Source organism: Stakelama flava (genome assembly GCF_019351405.1).
Lineage (GTDB): Bacteria > Pseudomonadota > Alphaproteobacteria > Sphingomonadales > Sphingomonadaceae > Sphingomonas > Sphingomonas flava_A.
On record NZ_JAHWZX010000004.1, the window covers coordinates 1 to 18,164 of the forward strand.

At 63.0% G+C, this 18,164-nt stretch carries 20 protein-coding genes; 8 read left to right on the top strand and 12 right to left on the bottom strand.

What is annotated here, in order from left to right; translation table 11 throughout:
* Nucleotides 1-146: 146 nt before the first annotated feature.
* Nucleotides 147-1,175 (bottom strand): glycosyltransferase, encoded by a 1,029-nt coding sequence (locus KY084_RS05305; protein ID WP_219237415.1) that lies wholly within the window; start codon nt 1,173-1,175, stop codon nt 147-149.
* A 366-nt stretch (nt 1,176-1,541) separates the two neighbouring features.
* Here KY084_RS05305 and KY084_RS05310 point away from each other — a divergent pair, with 366 nt between their 5' ends.
* Nucleotides 1,542-1,880, top strand: coding sequence for a hypothetical protein (locus tag KY084_RS05310; protein ID WP_219237416.1), 339 nt, complete (start codon nt 1,542-1,544; stop codon nt 1,878-1,880).
* On the opposite strand, the gene KY084_RS05315 is transcribed toward KY084_RS05310, so the two are convergent.
* From KY084_RS05315 to KY084_RS05330, 4 genes are all read right to left on the bottom strand, one after another.
* On the bottom strand, nt 1,877-2,239 hold the full coding sequence (locus KY084_RS05315) for a hypothetical protein (RefSeq protein ID WP_219237417.1): 363 nt from the start codon (nt 2,237-2,239) through the stop codon (nt 1,877-1,879). The two genes, KY084_RS05310 and KY084_RS05315, sit on opposite strands and share 4 nt — an antisense overlap.
* Nucleotides 2,240-2,457: 218 nt before the next feature.
* Nucleotides 2,458-3,336 (bottom strand): UTP--glucose-1-phosphate uridylyltransferase GalU, encoded by an 879-nt coding sequence (galU, locus tag KY084_RS05320; protein ID WP_343227958.1) that lies wholly within the window; start codon nt 3,334-3,336, stop codon nt 2,458-2,460.
* Between the two features lie 42 nt (nt 3,337-3,378).
* Complete coding sequence (locus KY084_RS05325; RefSeq protein WP_219237418.1) at nt 3,379-4,734, bottom strand: UDP-glucose dehydrogenase family protein; 1,356 nt, start codon at nt 4,732-4,734, stop codon at nt 3,379-3,381.
* 265 nt (nt 4,735-4,999) lie between these two features.
* The gene (locus KY084_RS05330; RefSeq protein ID WP_219237419.1) at nt 5,000-5,740 is read right to left on the bottom strand and encodes a FadR/GntR family transcriptional regulator; all 741 of its coding nucleotides are present in this window, start codon (nt 5,738-5,740) and stop codon (nt 5,000-5,002) included.
* A 169-nt stretch (nt 5,741-5,909) separates the two neighbouring features.
* Here KY084_RS05330 and KY084_RS05335 point away from each other — a divergent pair, with 169 nt between their 5' ends.
* Both KY084_RS05335 and KY084_RS05340 read left to right on the top strand, forming a co-directional pair.
* The gene (locus KY084_RS05335) at nt 5,910-6,788 is read left to right on the top strand and encodes a 2-dehydro-3-deoxygalactonokinase (protein ID WP_219237420.1); all 879 of its coding nucleotides are present in this window, start codon (nt 5,910-5,912) and stop codon (nt 6,786-6,788) included.
* A complete protein-coding gene (locus tag KY084_RS05340; RefSeq protein WP_219237421.1) occupies nt 6,785-7,429 on the top strand; it encodes a 2-dehydro-3-deoxy-6-phosphogalactonate aldolase in 645 nt (214 codons plus the stop codon). The genes KY084_RS05335 and KY084_RS05340 overlap by 4 nt, the downstream gene beginning before the upstream one ends.
* A 9-nt stretch (nt 7,430-7,438) precedes the next feature.
* Here the strand turns inward: KY084_RS05340 and KY084_RS05345 are convergent, their stop codons facing one another.
* From KY084_RS05345 to KY084_RS05370, 6 genes are read right to left on the bottom strand one after another with little or no spacing between them, the layout of a single operon-like run.
* Entirely contained in the window at nt 7,439-8,305 is an 867-nt protein-coding gene (locus KY084_RS05345) for an RDD family protein (protein ID WP_219237422.1), read from the bottom strand.
* Nucleotides 8,298-9,302: a stage II sporulation protein M gene (locus tag KY084_RS05350; protein ID WP_219237423.1), complete on the bottom strand. Its 1,005-nt coding sequence runs from the start codon at nt 9,300-9,302 to the stop codon at nt 8,298-8,300. The genes KY084_RS05345 and KY084_RS05350 overlap by 8 nt, the downstream gene beginning before the upstream one ends.
* Nucleotides 9,299-10,546: a DUF58 domain-containing protein gene (locus tag KY084_RS05355; RefSeq protein ID WP_219237424.1), complete on the bottom strand. Its 1,248-nt coding sequence runs from the start codon at nt 10,544-10,546 to the stop codon at nt 9,299-9,301. The genes KY084_RS05350 and KY084_RS05355 overlap by 4 nt, the downstream gene beginning before the upstream one ends.
* Nucleotides 10,543-11,493, bottom strand: a complete 951-nt coding sequence (locus KY084_RS05360) for an AAA family ATPase (protein ID WP_219237425.1) — start codon at nt 11,491-11,493, stop codon at nt 10,543-10,545. The genes KY084_RS05355 and KY084_RS05360 overlap by 4 nt, the downstream gene beginning before the upstream one ends.
* Nucleotides 11,490-12,698: a hypothetical protein gene (locus KY084_RS05365; RefSeq protein WP_219237426.1), complete on the bottom strand. Its 1,209-nt coding sequence runs from the start codon at nt 12,696-12,698 to the stop codon at nt 11,490-11,492. The genes KY084_RS05360 and KY084_RS05365 overlap by 4 nt, the downstream gene beginning before the upstream one ends.
* Entirely contained in the window at nt 12,695-13,360 is a 666-nt protein-coding gene (locus tag KY084_RS05370; RefSeq protein WP_219237427.1) for a hypothetical protein, read from the bottom strand. The genes KY084_RS05365 and KY084_RS05370 overlap by 4 nt, the downstream gene beginning before the upstream one ends.
* Nucleotides 13,361-13,566: 206 nt before the next feature.
* Between KY084_RS05370 and KY084_RS05375 the strand changes: the two genes are divergently transcribed.
* From KY084_RS05375 to KY084_RS05395, 5 genes are read left to right on the top strand one after another with little or no spacing between them, the layout of a single operon-like run.
* On the top strand, nt 13,567-14,217 hold the full coding sequence (locus tag KY084_RS05375; RefSeq protein WP_219237428.1) for a TetR/AcrR family transcriptional regulator: 651 nt from the start codon (nt 13,567-13,569) through the stop codon (nt 14,215-14,217).
* A 17-nt stretch (nt 14,218-14,234) separates the two neighbouring features.
* Nucleotides 14,235-14,567 carry a hypothetical protein gene (locus KY084_RS05380; protein ID WP_219237429.1) on the top strand — a complete coding sequence of 111 codons (333 nt, stop codon included), beginning with the start codon at nt 14,235-14,237 and terminating at the stop codon, nt 14,565-14,567.
* Nucleotides 14,568-14,620: 53 nt separating this feature from the next.
* Nucleotides 14,621-15,196 (top strand): hypothetical protein, encoded by a 576-nt coding sequence (locus KY084_RS05385; RefSeq protein ID WP_219237430.1) that lies wholly within the window; start codon nt 14,621-14,623, stop codon nt 15,194-15,196.
* Between the two features lie 2 nt (nt 15,197-15,198).
* Entirely contained in the window at nt 15,199-15,663 is a 465-nt protein-coding gene (locus tag KY084_RS05390) for a hypothetical protein (RefSeq protein WP_219237431.1), read from the top strand.
* Entirely contained in the window at nt 15,651-16,100 is a 450-nt protein-coding gene (locus tag KY084_RS05395) for a hypothetical protein (protein ID WP_219237432.1), read from the top strand. The genes KY084_RS05390 and KY084_RS05395 overlap by 13 nt, the downstream gene beginning before the upstream one ends.
* On the opposite strand, the gene gspD is transcribed toward KY084_RS05395, so the two are convergent.
* Nucleotides 16,094-18,154 carry a type II secretion system secretin GspD gene (gspD, locus tag KY084_RS05400; protein ID WP_343227959.1) on the bottom strand — a complete coding sequence of 687 codons (2,061 nt, stop codon included), beginning with the start codon at nt 18,152-18,154 and terminating at the stop codon, nt 16,094-16,096. The genes KY084_RS05395 and gspD overlap by 7 nt on opposite strands.
* Nucleotides 18,155-18,164: the final 10 nt, after the last annotated feature.

Genomic DNA, 18,164 nt, shown 5'->3' on the forward strand with positions numbered 1-18,164 from the left:
TCGCCCACAAGCTCGCTCAGCGCCAGATCGAACCCGCCTACATCATCGCCTGGTCGTGTTGGCGACGATCGCATCAAGCCGCAGCCAGACGGGCCCATCTAAAATCTAAAGTGCAACTGTAATGCTAGCAAGTTTCAACGCGACAATCACCTGTTCTGTACAGGCTGCCACGTTTGATATCGTTTCCCGCGCCAGGCGTCGGTGATGCCCAGCATCGTCGCCAGGATGGCCTTTGCCATTTCCGAGAATTTCGAAAGGCCCGGCACCAGCGAATAGAAAAGTGTCGCCGCGCCCAGAATGATTAGGATGAGCGCGCCGCCGAACCATGCCGCGCCGAACAGATCGCCGATACCGATCAACGCGAATATGGTCGCGATGGTCGCGCTTGCCGCGCCATACCAGCGAAGCCAGCGATGACTGTAATATTTATATTTGTTTTTCCACGACATTCTGGCGAGCTGCGGCGCGACGTGAAGATGACTGGAATAGGCGCGGCATGCGATCCGTCGTTTGCGGCGAAATTCATCGCTGCTGGAGGCGGCGAGTCGTTCATAGGCGCAAACATCCGACGCGCTGATCAGCCGCAGCCCCGAAAATACGGTCGACATCGATACGATGAAATCGTCGAGAAGATGGGCGGGGACTTCCGGATAATAGGCCCGCCGGGTCGCGAAAATCGATCCGTCGGCCCCCATGGTCGACCCTGAACGCGCTTCCTCTTTCTTGATTCGCTCTTCAAGCCGCCAATAGACCGAATTCACCGTTGCAGTGGCGCTGTCCGAAGGGTTTACGTAGATCAGCGTGCCGCAGACCCCGCCGACATCGGGGCAGGCGAAGTGATCGAGCAGCGCGGGAACCGCGTCCGGGTCAAGCAGGACGTTGGCGTCGGTGAAGATCACGATATCGGTCGAAATCATGCCTACCAGCTTTCGCATTCCCATCGCCTTGCCGGTGCGTTTCGTCGCGCCGACAACGTCGATCAGGTCGCCATGTTCGCGCAGCATCTCAAGCGTGCGATCGGTGCTCAGATCGACATAGGCCTTGAACTGAAGTTCGGGCGTTCTGGCCTTCAGTTCGCGCAGATTGGCGATCTTTTCCGCCATGCTGGCTTCTTCGTTATAGGCGCAGAAGACCAGCGTCGCTGACAGGGGCGAACCGGTTCCGGTCTTTCGCAATGGTGCAGTGCGAAACAGCCGAAGCGACAAGGGGTAGGTCAGATAAGGATGTTGGAACAGTAAGACAAACAAGGCCGCAAGACATATCCAGACCATCAAAACCTCGTTCGGAAGAAAGCGTCCGTTCGCATGTGCGAAATCGATTAGCAGCGAAACGGCGGTTGATACCATATGCGATGTGTGGTTCCCCGTGGGACAATATAGATGCAAATGGCAAGCTGTTCGCGACGGGACGGATGCATGCGCCGATGGGGCGGGGAGGCGAATGCCGGATGGATATGAGGTCACCGCGTTCGTCGCCGCCGGTTGCCATGGGACGATTCGGTTGCGGCAACGCTGCTTGTCGTACTCATCTACGCTCAGCTTATGGCGTTTGGCGGGGATTCGCCCCTGCTGGCGTCGATATTCGCATTCGCGCAAATTCTGGGCGCGATCGTCATCATCCTTTTGACCCGACCGATGTCGGGGGTGTGGAAAGGAGTGGCGCCGGGCGCGGCTATCGCTGCGCTGGCGCTATGCTGGACGCTGCTTCCCGCCTGGTTTTCCACTATCAGCGACAGCATGGCCGCCGACGAAGCAGGCCGAGCCGACAAGGGCGAGGACGATCATCATGGTGACCAACCAGCTGCCGCGCGCGTAAAAGGGGCTTGCCGCAACCGAGATGCGCCTTTTCCGGACCAAGTGCCCCGTCGTATCGTCGGCTAGTTACGGAAATAGGCGGCATATCTTTGGCGCTGACGGCGTTTCTTCACCTCGTCCGCGACAATCAGTGCGCCGGCGACGCCCAGTGCGGACACCGCGATGAGAACACATGCCGCCCCGAGGTTGCGGTGGACCAGAATGTTGAACAACGCGGATCCCAACGCGACCAGCGTCTGGATGATGAAAACCGCACGCCGGATTTCCAGTCCCGCCCAGCGTTTCGGCAACGCGGCCGACACAATCAGAAACAACGCGACGATCAGTGCCGGCAGTTCGATCCAATCGACGCCGCGCGCCGCCAGCATATGCGACAGGCCCGCCGTAATGAGGGCCGTGAAGAGCGCGAACAAACGAGACACCATCAATCCATGCTCCGTGTTTGCACGCGCCGCGTGGAGGCGGGGGAGCGGCGCGCTGACCGGTCGATACGAAGGGGCGTCCAGTTTAAAGACAATTCGGGATACCGCTCAATGATCGAACCGCTCATTCCAATCGATGCGGCGAGACGACCGGCAATCCAGCGAGGCGGTTTCAACGGGATGCCGTTTGTCGCGCCTCGCCTGCCGTCCGGTCCTGCCGCTCAGGCTCTGCCCAGCCGTTCGCGAGCGAAGGCGCGCAGGTCTTCGCCGATCGCGTCATTGTCGAGGCCGAGGCTGAAATTCGCCATGATGAAGCCTGTTTTGTCGCCGCAATCGAAGCGTTCGCCGTCAAAGGTGAAGCCATGGAACGGCTGTTTGTCGATCATCTTGGCCATCGCGTCGGTCAACTGGATTTCACCGCCCGCGCCCTTGTCCTGATCGTTCAGGATGGTCATCACTTCGGGCTGAAGGATATAGCGGCCCGGGATCATCAGGTTGGACGGCGCGGTGCCCGGTTCCGGCTTTTCGACCAGCGCCTTCACCTCGGTCACGCGGCCGCGCTGTTCGCCAGGTGTGATGACGCCATATTTGTGCGTATCGGCTTCCGGCACTTCCAGCGCGCCGATCACATTGCCGCCCAGTTCGTAATAGGCGTCGGTCATCTGCTTCAGGAAGCCGGGCGTGCCGACCATCAGTTCGTCGGGCAGCAACACGGCAAAGGGTTCGTCGCCGACGATATGGCGGGCGCACCAGACCGCATGGCCCAGGCCAAGCGGTTCCTGCTGCCGGACATACATCGGTGATCCGGGCGCCATGCGGATATGCTCGATCGGGGCAAGCGATTTGCCGCGCGCGCGCATCGTGGTTTCCAGTTCGAACGAAATATCGAAATGGTCCTCCAGCGCGCCCTTGCCGCGACCGGTCACGAAGATGATCTCCTCGATCCCCGCCTCGATCGCCTCTTCGACTGCATATTGGATCAGCGGCTTGTCGACCACGGTCAGCATTTCCTTCGGAATCGCCTTGGTGGCGGGAAGGAAGCGGGTGCCGAGACCGGCGACCGGCAGGACGGCTTTGCGAAGTGGCTTGATCGTGGTCACGAAAGAGTCCCCTGTTCGATTGTTCGGGCGCGCAATACCGTTTCAGGCGGCCGATGTCGCCACCGCCTCAAGATGCGCGGGCGTATCGATCGCGGGTTTGCCCACGCTGACGATGGTAAACCCCGCATCCTGCGCGAACTGCGCCGGATAGATGTTGCGCAGGTCAACCAATAGCGGCTGATTGAGCGTCCGTGCCATGCGTTTCAGGTCGAGCGCGCGAAATTCGTCCCATTCCGTGACGATTACCAGCGCATCGGCATTTTCCGCCGCTTGATATGGTCCGGTGCAGAATTCGACGTTCGGCATCAGCGGGCGGGCCTGTTCCTCCCCTTCCGGGTCATAGGCGTGCACCTTCGCGCCGGCATCTTCCAGCGCTTGCACGATCGAGATGCTGGGCGCATCGCGCATGTCGTCGGTATTCGGTTTGAATGTCAGCCCGAGCAGCGCGACCTTTTTACCGCGAACATCGCCGCCCATCGCTTTGATGATCTTGCGCCCCATCGCGCGCTTGCGCGCCTCGTTGACCTGCACTGTGGCTTCAACGATCCGCACCGGCGTATCGTTATCGGCCGCGGTCTTGAGCAGCGCGAGCGTGTCCTTGGGGAAGCACGAACCGCCATAGCCGGGACCGGCATGCAGGAATTTCGAACCGATGCGCTTGTCCATGCCGATACCACGCGCAACCTGCTGCACATCGGCGCCCACCTGTTCGCAAAGGTCGGAGATTTCGTTGATGAAGGTGATCTTGACCGCCAGAAACGCATTGGCGGCATATTTGATGAGTTCAGAGGTGCGCCGCCCCACGAACAGCACCGGCGCGGCCTGGTTGAGCGAAAGCGGGCGATAGATTTCGCTCATCACCTGCACCGCCTGCTCATCCTCAGCGCCGACGACCACGCGATCGGGGCGTTTGAAATCCTCGATCGCCGCGCCTTCGCGCAGAAATTCGGGATTCGATACGACCTTGATGCCCTTGTCCGGTGCGACTTCTGCGATGATGCGCTCGACCTCATCGCCGGTTCCCACCGGCACGGTCGACTTCGTGACGATTACGGCAGGCTTTGTCAGTGCACGCGCCACCTCCTCGGCGGCGGCGAATACATAGGAAAGGTCGGCATGGCCATCACCCCGGCGGCTGGGCGTGCCGACCGCGATGAACACGGCGTCGGCATCCTTGACGCCTTCGGCCAGATCGGTGGTGAACGACAGGCGACCTGCCTTCACGTTCGAGGCAACCAGCGCATCGAGGCCGGGTTCATAGATTGGCATGATGTTCTGGTGCAGCCGGTCAATCTTTCCCGAATCCTTGTCGACGCACACTACGGTGTGGCCGAAATCGGCGAAACATGCCCCGGAAACAAGCCCGACATAGCCGGTGCCAATCATTGTAATGCGCATCTTCTGGTCTCCGCCCGGACGTTAGCGCGCCCGACTTGCCCCCAGCGCCGCCCAAGGTCAACTGGCTGTTGGTGCAGTGCAACAGGATGGGACAGAGTGCACCGATGGCAAGGCGAATTGCCGCAAGTGCCCCCGGCAAACGCCTTTCTTAATTTCGAAATGCAAAATCCACGACGGCTTTTATTTGTACGATATATATGCTTTGTGCGAACAAATGTCCGGATTGGAATTTGCGAACCTGATGACAAGGCCAATGGTCCAGCACTCAATCGGCCTCCGCCGACGCGCCAAGCGAAGGATTGTCCGCGATCAGAGTCATAACGTCGCCGATGATCGTGGCCATTGCACGGTGCGCCGCCTGCGAATCATGGGTTTCGATCGCGGTCTTCACTGCCCGGTGCGCTTCCAGGTCGGCGGTGCGCCCCTTTATCCGGTTGGTGAACCGGATCGAGGTTTGCAGGGCGGTCGCCACCACATCGCGAAACTGGGCGAAAAACGGATTGGCCGAAGCGCGCAATATGGCGAGATGGAAAGCGATGTCGGCGGCAAGCGTATCATCCTCCCCGGCTTCGGCGGCAACCATGCGGGCATAGCCGGCGTCGATCGCGGCTATTCCGTCCGCATCGGCCGCCTGCGCAGCAAGCGCAGCCGCAGCGGGTTCGATCGCGCTTCGCAGCTGATTGAACTGCGCCAGAAGTTCGATCGAGAATTTGCGGTCGAGCAACCAGCGCAGCACATCGGCATCGAACAAATTCCACGACGCGGCGGGCTGAACAAGCGTTCCCTGCCGCGGGCGGGCGCTCAAAAGTCCCTTGGCGGTGAGCATCTTCACCGCTTCGCGCGTGACCGACCGGCTGACGCCCAGCTGCTTGGAAAGCTCGGCTTCGGTGGGAAAGGGGGTGTCTTCGAAAGCCCCCGTCACAATCTGCTTCCCCAGATGGTCCAGCATCCCGTACGTCAGGTTGCGGCCCAGCGAACTGCGCATTTCGACGGGGTCGAGAGCCATTTATAACGCTCCAATCAGACATAAATAAATCTTATAAATATACATTTGGCGCCAATTGCAAGCGCCGCTTGAGCGAAGGTAAAGGATTGGCAGTGCATCTTTTTCATCACCGCTGCACTGAAGTGATCGTCCGGCGCAATCCCGAAACAGGCAAACTGATGGTTAATCGATGACAGAAGCAGCGTTTATTGCGGTCGATTGGGGAACCACCAATCGCCGCGCCTATATGATGAGCGGTGAGGGCACCGTGCTGAAAACCGAACGCGATGATCGCGGCCTGACCGCGGTCGAACCGGGGCGTTTCGGCGAAGAGGCCGCCGCGATCCGGCAACGGTTCGGCGATTTGCCGATTCTTTGCGCAGGAATGGTCGGATCGGTGCGCGGCTGGGCGGACGCGGGATATCGTCCATGCCCCGTCACCATCGACGATCTTGCGCGCCAGCTATGCTGGGTCGAGCCGGGGCGCACTGCCATTGTTTCGGGCGCAAGCCATGTCGATGGGCAGCGTGGCGATGTCATGCGTGGTGAGGAGGTGCAACTTCTCGGCGCGGTCGCGGCGGGACTGGCCCCTGCCGATTCGCTGCTATGCCAGCCGGGCACCCATTGCAAATGGGCGTATATGGCGGGCGGACGCCTGGAACGGTTTCGCACCACGGTCACCGGCGAATTGTTTGCGCTGCTGCGTCGGCACAGCCTGCTTGCCGATTATCTTGGCGGCGACGTGCGGCCCGGCGCTGCGTTCGACGCTGGTCTTGCGGCGGCGGACGAAGGTGCGCTGCTCGGCAACCTCTTCGGCGAACGCGCCAGCGCACTGCTCGACCTTCGCGACAAGGCCGATATCGCGGCGCATGCCAGCGGCTTGCTGATCGGCACCGATGTGCGCGAACAGCGCCTGACCCCGGGCCAGAATGTGCAGGTGCTTGCCGATCCGGGGCTGGGCGACCTTTATTGCGCTGCCATCCGCTATTTCGGCGCGAACGCCGAACGTATCGACAGTCACGCCGCCTTTGCGGCCGGAATCGCAAGAATATGGAGCCTCGCCCGATGACAGACCATCCCGAACTCACCGCTGCCATGGCGCGCTGTCCGCTGGTCGCGATCCTGCGCGGCGTCGCACCGCATGAGGTCGAAGATATTGCGGAGGCATTGATCGAAAACGGCTTTTCGATGATCGAGGTGCCGCTCAATTCGCCCGAACCGTTCGACAGCATCGAACGGCTCGCGAAGCGGTTCGGTGACGACGCACTGATCGGCGCGGGCACGGTGCTGAGCGTCGAACACGTGCGCAGCGTCCGTTCCGCCGGTGGGCGGCTTATCGTGTCACCCAATGTCAATGCCAGCGTCATCGCCACCGCCGCCGAAGCGCAAATGGTTGCGCTGCCCGGCTATTTCACGCCAAGCGAAGCCTTTGCGGCGATCGAGGCCGGGGCAAGCGGACTGAAACTCTTCCCCGCCGAAGCCGCCAGTCCGAAGGTGTTGAAGGCGCAGCGCGCGGTATTGCCGTCCGAAATGCCGGTCTTCGTTGTTGGCGGCATCGCGCCCGATACGATGGATCAATGGCATACCGTCGGCGCGCGGGGCTATGGCATCGGCTCGGCGCTCTACAAACCCGGCGTATCGCCATCCGATATTGCGGAGCGGGCCCGGTCGTTCGTAACGGCGTGGAAGGCGCTTCCCGCCGACCAATAGGGCGGTGGGTCAGGCGCTGGTGTCGAACTTGTCGCGCTTGCGCCTGCCCATCAGCAGGCCGCGTTCGAAATGGGCGCGGGTCTGCGCATAATAGGCGTCGAGGAAGGCGCGGTCGCCGATCGGGTCCCAGCGGTTCAGTTTGCCGCGGATAACGTCGGCGACGGTGGTGATCGCTTCCGCATTGCCTTCGCGAAGCACCGCCTCCAGCCGTTGAAGCTCATATTGGCCATAGACTTCCAGTTCCGCCTGGCTGAACCCGGCCGCATCGGCGCTTCGTCCCGTTTGCGCAACCAGATCGATGCCGAGGTCACGCCGGGCATTTTCCACGACCCAGGTGCCGGCGATCAGATCGCCCGCGCGCAGCCGGTCGCGATTGAACACCGGCAGGAACAGGAACAGGCACGCCCAGCCGAACCCGGCAATCATCGTCCAGCGATCGACGAACCCTTCCGCCGCGCCGAACCCCAGGAACATCAGCGGCAGGAAGACCTCCACCTCGCGCATCATGTTGCGCGCGACGACCGCCGCGCCAGTAAGCTGCCCACCATCGCGAGCGATTACGCGAAGCCCCATGCGACGCTTGCCCCATGTCGCCGCGCGGCGACCGCTTTCGAACCAGATGAAATAGAAATTGCGCAGCAGGAAAAAGCCGATCAGCCAGATGACCAGCACAATGCCGGGATATTTGTTGCCGATCAGATAGAATCCGAAAAGCGCGAGGCACGTCAGCGCGATCAGGATCGCCGCGATCAACAGCATGTCGATGATGAAGGCGCTGGCACGTGCCCCCGCGCTCGCCAAATTCAGGTGCAGCGGCACCCCTTCAGGCGTTACAAGGCGGCGGATCAGTGATCGATCGCGCCCCGGCCTAGCCATGACGACGCCGTCCGGCAAAGCTGAAATAGGTGATCCATAACAGCATCATCGCTCCCGCGATCGACAGCCGCGCTGTGTCCGTGCGGATCAATTGCCGCCCAAATCCTTCCAGCAGCCCCGCCACCAGCAGCATCAGCACCACCCCGATCATGACCAGCGCGGCGCGTTTGCCCGCATCTGCGGCGGCGGCGAACCGGCTGCGCCTGCCGGGAAAGGCGACGCCGCGTCCGATATGCAGCCCCGCCGCCGAAGCGAGAATGATCGCGCCAAATTCGGTCGTGCCGTGAATCGAAACCCAGGCGAGGAAACCGATGCCCAGCCCGTGCGGGATATAGGCAGCGAAAAAGGCCCCCAGCATCGCGCCGTTCTGCGCCACCAGAAGGATGGTCGGAATGCCGAGCGCGAAGCCGAGCGCGAAGGCAAGGATCGCGATCTGCGAATTATGCGTGAACAGCGCGGTCGCGAATATTTCCAGCCCGCCACTTTGCGGTGGATCGTACAGCGATGCGCGCATGTTTTGCGTCGACGCCTGCATGTCGCGCCCCGCCGCCATCGGTTCGGAAATCATCGCGTAAAACCAGGACGGATCGTGCGCGACAAGCTGATACCCGGCGAAGATCGAGGCGAGAAGCAACAGCGTGATGACGATGATTTCCGGTGCCAATGCGCGAACGGCGGATGGCAGGCCGATGCGGAAAAAGCCCGTCACCTGCCGCAACCAGGGATCGCGGCAGCCGTACAGGATAAAATAGGCGCGGGTGGAAAGGCTCTCCAGATAGGCAATCATCGCCGCGTCGAGTGAGGTTTCGCGTGCGACCGACAATGCCGACAAGGTCGTGCGGTAAAGCCGCGGCAGCGCGATCAGTTCGTCCTCGCTCAGCTTTTTGGGGGATTTTTTCTCCACCCGGTCGAGCAGCGATTCGAGCTCGGCCCAGTCGGTTTCGCGTTCGAGGCGAAAATGATGTGCGGTGAACAGCGGGGCGGCAGCGTCGGTCATGCTCGCTCCCGCACGTGCAGATAGCGTTCGACCAGCGTGAGCGGCAGCGCGTCGTGCCGCGCCTCGATCACATCGATGCCGTGCCGGCGCAGCCGTTCGATCACGATCCGCCGTTCGCGAAGCAGCGTGGTTGCGACATTCGCGCGCACCACGTCGTCGGCGCTGGCGGGGCGTTGTTGTTGCATTTCAATCAGCTCGACATCCTCGAACAGGACGAACAGCACGCGATGACGCTTCAACATTCGCCGGGCAGCGGCGACCATCAGTTCGGCGGCGGTGGGATCGGTGAATTCAGTGAACAGGATGACGAGCGATCGCCGTTGCAACCGTCCGTCGAGCGTGATGAGCGACAGCGTGTAATTGCTCTCATCCGCGCTGTAATCGATCGCCGCGGCGCTTTGCTGAAGCCGCGCAAAGTTGCGTGCGCCCGAAAGCGTGCCGCTGTCACCCTGCGGCCGGGCGGCGAAGGAGAATAATCGTACGCTGTCGCCCGATTTTAACCCGACAAAGGCGGTCAGCAAGGCCGCTGACACCGCGCGGTCGACACGCGGCACTCCCGCGATCGGATCGGCCATGGCGCGCCCGGCATCGATCGCCAGCACGATGCTGTTGTCGCGTTCGGTTCGATATTCGCGCGCGAGCAGCGAAAAATGCCGTGCCGACGCCTTCCAGTCGATTGCGCGCCGCTCCATGCCCGGCTGAAAATCAGTGAGCGCCTGAAATTCGGTTCCGTCGCCGCTTTCGGGGCGCATTCGCTCGCCGCGCTGGGTGCTGCGCAGATATTGGCGCATCCCCTGTTCGCGAACGGGGGCAAGGTCGGGGGTGATGATTACCGGCTGGTCGATGCGTCGGCTCGCCTGCCGCCAGGCAAAGCCCAGCGGCCCCTGTCGCCGCGCCCAGACGCGCTCAATCATCGCCCGGCCACGGCGCAGCGCGATAAAGCCGGGGCCGGTGCTTTCGGGCGTCAGTGGCGGGGCGACGCGCGCCGCGAACCGGGTGTGCGGCAGCGCCGGCGGTGTCAGCTCGATCCGTTCGCCCACCGCGATCGTACCCGGCGCGTCGATCGTCAGCGCACGATCGGATATGGGGCTGGCAAGCAGCGCATCCGCGACGATCAGAACCGCCACCAAAGCGATCCACACCAGGATGACCGCCCATCCGGCGGGGAAAATCACGCCCAGCGCAAGCGCCGCCGGCGCGGCGGCCGCAACGCAATATACCGCGCGGGACGTGGGATAGATCAACGCGGCGCCTCCACCCGCTCGATCAGTTCGGCGACGATGTCATCGGTGCGCCGCCCGTCGATCTCCGCGGTCGGCGAAAGGATCACTCGGTGGCGAAGCAGCGGGAGCGCGAGCAGCTTTACGTCGTCGGGAATGACATAGTCGCGCCCTTCGAGCGCCGCCGCCGCCCGCGCCGCGCTGGCCAGCGCGGCTGCCGCGCGCGGACTGGCTCCCGTGGCGAGATCGGGGTGGTCGCGCGTTGCCCGGACCAGATCGACGACATAGCCGACGATTTCGTCGACCAGCGTCACCTGCCGCACGGCCGCCACCGCTTCGGCGATTTCGCGCGCATCGGCGACTTGCGCCACGCCGCTGTCTTCAGGGCGCGGCGTGCCGCTGCGCGCGCCATATTGCGCCACGATCGCGCGCTCCGCATCCGCGTCCGGATAATCGATCGCGAGTTTGAACAGGAAGCGGTCGAGCTGGGCCTCGGGCAGCGGATAGACCCCCTGCTGCTCGATCGGATTCTGGGTCGCGAGCACGGTGAACCGGTCGGACAGCGTTTCGGTACGGCCATCGATGGTCACGCGGCGTTCCTGCATCGCTTCGAGCAGCGCGGCCTGCGTCTTGGGCGGTGTGCGGTTGATCTCGTCGGCGAGCAGAAGTTCGCAGAAGACCGGTCCGCGTGTTAGTTCAAAGCTGGACGTCTGGAAATTGAACAGGTTCGATCCGATAATGTCGCCGGGCATCAGGTCGGGGGTGAACTGGATACGACCGAAATCGAGGCCGAGCGTGCGCGCGAAGCTTTGCGCGAGTAGCGTCTTGGCCGTACCCGGCGGTCCTTCCAGCAGGACATGGCCCGCCGAAAACAGCGCGATGGCAAGGAAGCGCACGATCGGCGCTTCTCCGATCACCGCCTTGCCGATTTCGCGCTCCATCGCTTCGCCCAGATCGCGAACATTGGTCATTCGGTCATTTCCCTTCGCCAGCTATCAAGGTCGCGGGCTGCGTCGAGCAGCGCCGCATCGGTTCGCGCGCCCGCCGCGCGTGCCGCAAGATCGGTGAAACGATCGCCATCCGCCTTTCCCTGCCGGTCAAGAAACGCGGCGCGCTCCGCCGGGGGCAGCCCGCCCGGCGCATGTAGCCGCGCCGCCGTCCAGTCACGCACCCAGTCGGCATAGGCTACCCCCGCACGATGCGTTTTTCCGGCAAGCCGGGTGAGCGCGGCGATATTGTCGGCAAGCGCGCGCTTGCCCGGCGCGACCGCCCGGCCTTCGCGCAGCACCGGCCCGAACCGCACCGCAGTGGCCAGCACGGCGAGCAGCGCGGCAAAGAGCATCGCGATGGTTACGGCAAGGAAGGGCGGGGTGAACATCAGCTTGATCAGGTTCCGCTCGCCCGGACGATAGTGCAGCGTGGTGTCGAACCCGACATAGCCCGGATCGTCGGGATTGAGCGCGGCGATGATGTGAAGCGCGGCGCGCGCGCCAGCTTCGCTTTTCAATGCCTGATTGTTCATCAGGTCGGGATCGGCAAGGATGTAGACGGCGCTGCCTGCCACACGCGCCAGAAGCGCACCCCGGTCGCGGGTCAGGATCAGCGGTACCAGCGAATCGCCGCTGATCGTTTGTATGACGACGCGCGGTTCTGGCGGCGACTGGCGCAGGAAACGGGTATCGGCGAACACCGGCTGGGCGGGCGCGCGGCCGACGCGAAGGTTCTTTATCGGCAACATCGCGCCAAGGGCCGACAGACTGACCAGCCCGGTGCGTTCGGCCCTGTTCCGGGTCAGCGGGGGGTGACGCACTTCCCATTTCGGCAGGATGATCAATGTCGGCCGCTGGCCATTGGTGCGCGCCATCAGGACATGTTCGACATCCTCGGCGCGCGTGTCCGCCTCTGGCGTCAGGATCAGCAGCGCGCTTGCACCCAGATCAGCTTCGCGTTCGACGGAGAAGGATTTCCCTTCGGGCATGATGTCGATCAGTCGCCTGATCGCGTAAAAGCCGTCGCCGCTGCGCGCATCGCCGGGCGGCGGCTGGTCGAGGCTGTGCGACAATTCGGTCCTGAAACCGCTCAGCAGCAGAAAGGCAAGGCCCAGCACCACCCCCGCCGATATCAGGACCAGCGTCAGGCGGGGTGCGAAGGGATTGGCGTTTTCGGTTTCGCTCATGCGGGTTTCAGCGCGAAATCGGCATATTCGCTGCGCGCGCGTTCCCAATCGCTACGGCCAAGCGGGTGACGGGCGAACAGGCTTTTCTCGACGCTTGCCGCAATGTCCGCGAATATCGTTGCGGCGCGGCCCGGCAGCGCGGACAGCGCGGCGATGTCGCGGCTGGTGAAGGATGGCCGGAGGAGGTCGCCGCGCCACCGCCCGATATCCTCGATCGACCGGTGAAGGATCAGGCGTACCGCCGCGTCATACGCTCCCTGCGCGGCGAGCCGGTCCGCTTCCTCCAGAAGCGAATGCGCGGTTTCGCTGTCGGGACGCCAGCCTTCGACCGGTGTTTCACCGCCGCGACGACGGGAATGAAGCAGCCCGGCGATCCATCGGCGCGAGGTCGGAAAGATCGCCAGGCACAGCGTGATCAGCAGCGCGGTGCCCACCGCGATCAGTATCCATTTCCATGCCGGTCCCACCCATTGTACGAAATCGCCGATCGAATCGATCAGCCAGCGCAGCCATTGGGGCGTCGGCGGGCGTTTTTCGACATGGGCGGGCAGGTCGAACTGGATCGAATGGTCGTTCAACAAGATGTGATGCGCGCCCGCCAGCGCGCGATCATCGGGAAAGTCGGTGGGCAGATCGGCGGCGCTGTTGCCTGTCGCCGTCAATTGCGTACTCCCCCGTTCATCGCCTGATCAGCCGCGTCCTGATAGTTTTGGAGCAAATCGACCGGAGCCGTGCAACCGTTTTCGACGCGCGTCAAAGGATTGCTTTTGCGACAAAGCCTTCGAAACCGCGGTATCGTGGGCGTATTGTTGGATTGTCGTTTGCATGACCAACGATAAGGGTTCATGCGCCGGCCAGGGAGATACGATTGTCCGATAGCGAAAAACAGTGCTGCGCCCCCAAGCGCTCCCGCGCCGGCCGACCGCCCGATCCCGCCAAGGATCAGGCGATCATGAAGGCCGCGCGCGATCTGTTTCTCGAACGCGGGTTTTCCGGAACCACGATCGAAGAGATAGCCGCCAATGCGTCGGTCTCGAAAGTCACCGTCTACAAGCGGTTTTGCGACAAGGAGACGCTTTTCGAAAAATGCGTCCGCAAGGAAATCGGACGCATGGCGGAAGCCTTCGATGTCGGCGACGGGTCGAGCGAAGGGCTGGAACAGCGGCTGAATGCGTTCGGGCTGAAGCTGACGAAATTTCTGACGCGGCCCAATCATGTCGCGCTCGATCGGGTGATGGGCCAGGAATTCGCTCAGGTACCTTCGCTTGGCAAACGCATGTTCGAAGCTGGGCCGGGGCAATCGCGCGCGCGGCTTGCCGCGGTGTTGCAGGAAGCATGCGATGACGGCATCCTGACATGCGACGATCCGCTGCGTGCGGCGGAGGATTTGCTGGTTCTCTGGCGCGGCTTTATCGAGGTGGAACTGAAATTCGCCGTTCGTCCGGCGATCGATGAAGAAAGCGTGCGCGAGCGCGTCGAACATGGAACGAGAACCTTTTTACGTGCGTATCAACGGTGAACGGATCAGGAGCGACAATGAAGTCCTTGCTTGCCTTCGCTGCCACGGCGCTTTTGCTTGCCGGTTGCAGCAGCGAACCCGCACCCCCGGAAAACAGCCAGGGTACCGAAGCGATCTCGCCTGAAAACAATGTGGCGGCAAAGGTTGCCGCCATGACCGAACAGGAACGCAACGTCGTGATGATCCGGGCGATTCGCGATGCTGGTATGCCCTGCCAGGGTGTGGTCAAATCCGAAGCCTATCCCGATGCGGGACCCGATAGCTGGCGTGCCCAATGTTCGGGCGGGGATTGGCATCTGGTCCAGATAAAGGCGAACGGCACCGCCAACGTGGTCAGCCGTCGCGATTGACCCGATGGCGTTGGTGATGAACCGGCGGTGTCCGGACCTGCTTTAGGATTGGCATGCGCCAACCTGATTCGCCTTCGGACCCCGCGCGCATCAGCGACGACGCACCGACGCAGAGCCTTTCAGGAAAAGTCGTAGCGCGACTGCGCGGCGCGGCGCGCTCGAGGTCTCGTCCGCAATTCTTCGCACTGATTCCCGTGACGCGGCGTGAATGGATGTTTTCGGGGGCGATTGCTTTCCTGATCGCCAGCGTGCCGGTGTCGGTATGCCTGCTCGCCGGAATGGAGGCGCGTTCCGCCATCGGGGCGCGCGAGCGGTTGGCCGCGCAAGCGCAGGGCGCGCTGCGGGAATGGTCCGGATATCGCGGCCGGCGCGATGCATTGCATACCCTGATCGACCGACCGGGCATGGCGGTGACGATTGATCGGATCGCGGTTGCGCTTCCCGACGATGACAGGCTGATTTCCGCCCGGCGTGACGTTTCGGGTGTGCTGACCGTTGAAATTGCCACAGCCGATCCGGATCGATTGCGCGCGGCGCTGCATCGCGAAGGCGCGCTCTCGAACCTGCGCGACACCGATCAGCGGCAAGGCGACGGCGCGATGCTGGTCACGCTGAAGGATGAGGGGTGAGGGTGGGGCATCTGATCGCTGGCGCGCTGATCGGGCTGATCGCAGCAGCGCTGATGACCCCTATGGCGCTGGGGGCGCTCGATACGCGAACACTGGCCGAAACACGGCTGAACGATATGCGGTATCGGGTGACACAGGCGCGCTCGCCCCGGCAGGCCGTCCTTGATGACGATCAGATGGTCCGCGCCGATACGCTGCTCGATGCGCGACGCCGGATCGCGGATTGGCTGAGGCGTGACGCGGCGCGGCAGGGAGTGCTTGTCGAATCGGTTTCGGCCGGATCCGCGCCCGATGGGTTGGTGGCGATGCAATTTAGGATTTCGGGTGGCGAAGATGCCGTGCTCGCAATGGCCGACCGGCTGGAACGGGGAAAGCCGCTCGTTCGCTTCGTCCGCTGGCGAGTGGAGGCGATCGCGCAAGGCAAGATACGCCTTGATGCCGAACTGGTGGTGCCATGGCGCGGTTGACCCGGCCCGAATCAATCGCGTTGGGGCTTGCGTTGCTCGCCGCCATCGGGGTGCCGCTTGCGCTGTCGTTCGGTACTATGTCGGCCCAACGATCCTCAGGGCCGTCTGACCTGACGACAAAGCTATCGCCGCGCGCGCCGCCCGAAATCGGGGCGCTTTATTCCCGTCCGCTTTTCGCGCCCGCCCGTTTCGACAATCAGGATGAAACTCCCGCCGATGCGCCGAAACTTGTCGGTATCGCGGGGAGGATCAATGGCGATGCGGTCGCGCTGGTGCGTGGCGTCGACGGCACGAGCCGCGCGCTTGGCCCCGGCGATTCCATCGACGGATGGCGGCTGGTTTCGCTTGCTGCGGACTCCGCCTATTTCGAGCGCGGTCGCGAGCAGGTCAGGGTTGCGGTTCCGGCACCGTCCGATGACGCCGAAGCCGATCAGTAAATGCCGTCGATTTCAACCGTCAGCCGCGGCCCCGGTGGATTGATCAACAGGCTGCCCTTCTTATTCAGATCGCGCTCTTCCTGCCGAAGCCGGGCATATTTCTCCGCCGCCAGCGCGCCCGCATCCTCCCCGTTGCGAAGAATGGTCGGTTTCAGAAACACGAACAGCACCCGCTTGGTCTGTTCCTCGCTGTGCGATTTAAACAATTCGCCCAGCACCGGGATATCGCCGAGCAGCGGCACGCGTTGTTCGGTATGCTGCCGATCGTCGGAAATCAGGCCGCCCAGCACGATCGTCTGGCCGTTATCGGCGAGCACGCTGGTCGTGATCTGACGCGTGTTGGTGATGATATCCGATGCGTTGGAAAGCTGGGTCGGGGAAATTGACGAAACCTCCTGCGCAACGTCAAGGCGAACCACCTCGCCCGCATTGATGCGCGGAACGACTTTCAGCGTGATGCCGACATCCTTGCGCTCGATCGTGGTATAGGGGGTTACCGACGAACTGTCGGTCAGGATCGAACCGGTGACGAACGGCACATTCTGCCCGACGACGATCTGCGCACTTTCATTGTCGAGCACGGTAACCTGCGGCGTCGAAAGCAGATTGGCGTTGGTCGATGTGCCGAGCGCATTGACCAGCACCGAAAAATCGTCGCCGATGGCGACATTGGCGGTAAGTCCGGTGCTGAGCGCGGACCCGGCGGTAACACCCAGCGCCTGCAGGATCGTGCCGAGCGAATAGCCGGCTGTGTCGAACGACGTACCCCCGCCTTCGACATTGGTCAGTGCGCCGGCGGTCAGGCCAAGCTGAACGCCCAGCTTCTCAGCCTCGTCACCGGTGATTTCCGCGATCGCCGCCTCGATATGCACCTGCGGACGGCGGACATCTAGATCATGGATCAACGGCTCGATCGATCCCACCGCCTTGGGTGTGCCGCGCACCACCACCGCGTTCAGTTCGGGGGCGGGCTGAACGGTCATGTCAGGTGTCGAAAACCCTTGCGCAACGGGCGTGTTGCCGCTGGCGCTGCTGCCATTGTCGGCAAGGCTGTTGGTGGTGGTCGTGCCTGTCGTGCCGGTGCCCGCAAGCGAAGCGGCGTTGTTGGCATTGGTGAGCGAGGAGAGCGCGGAACTGCTCGTCGCGCCCGACAGGCCGATACGCGGCCCCGTCAGGCTGCGCGCTACAGGATTCGTGGCGCTGCTCGTGCTTTCGCCGCCCAATATGCCGCGAAGCACTTCGGTAACCGATTCGGCATCGGCATAGTTCAGGCGGAACATCCGTGTGATCGGCGTCGCCCCGCCGGGCTTGTCCATCCCCGCCACCATCCGCCGCGCATCGGCGACAGCGGCGGGCGTCCCGCGCACAATGACACTGTTGCTTCGCGCATCGCCCGCGACCTGTGCGCCGTCATCGCCCATCACGCTTTTCAGCGCGGCGGCAACTTCCGACGCGTTTCCGTTTTCCAGCGGAATCACCGCAAAGCTCGATCCGCCGCCGACATCCAGCGATCGGACCAGCGCCTCTATCCGGCGAACATTGTCCGAATAGTCGGTGACCACGATGGCATTGGGGCTTTTGAGCGGTTCCACGCTGCCGAATGTGGCGACCAGCGGCCGGGCGATCCGTGCGGCATCGTCGGCCGGAACATTGGCAAGGCGAATCATCCGCGTCACCAGTTCCTGCCCGCCCGCGCCCCTTCGCGGAACGCCGCCGTCGCGCACCGCCGCCGCCTGCGGAACGATGCGCCACGCCCGACCTGACTGGACCGCGGCGAAGCCGTTGGCGCGAAGAACCGACTGGAACAATTCCCACACGCCGGAGGGGGACAGCGGCTCGGCAGAGGTGACGGTCACGGTGCCCTTCACGCTGGGATCGAGGATCAGCGTGCGGCCGGTCAGCCGCGAAATCTGTTCGGCTACCTGCGCGATGTCCACGCCGCGCATATTGACCACGATATCGGCGGGCGCGCCGTCGACCTGCGCGGTGGCGACGGAAGGAAGCATCCCGGCAAGGGTAATCGCAGCGGAAAAGTGGCGGAGGGGTTTCAGCACGAATACTGCC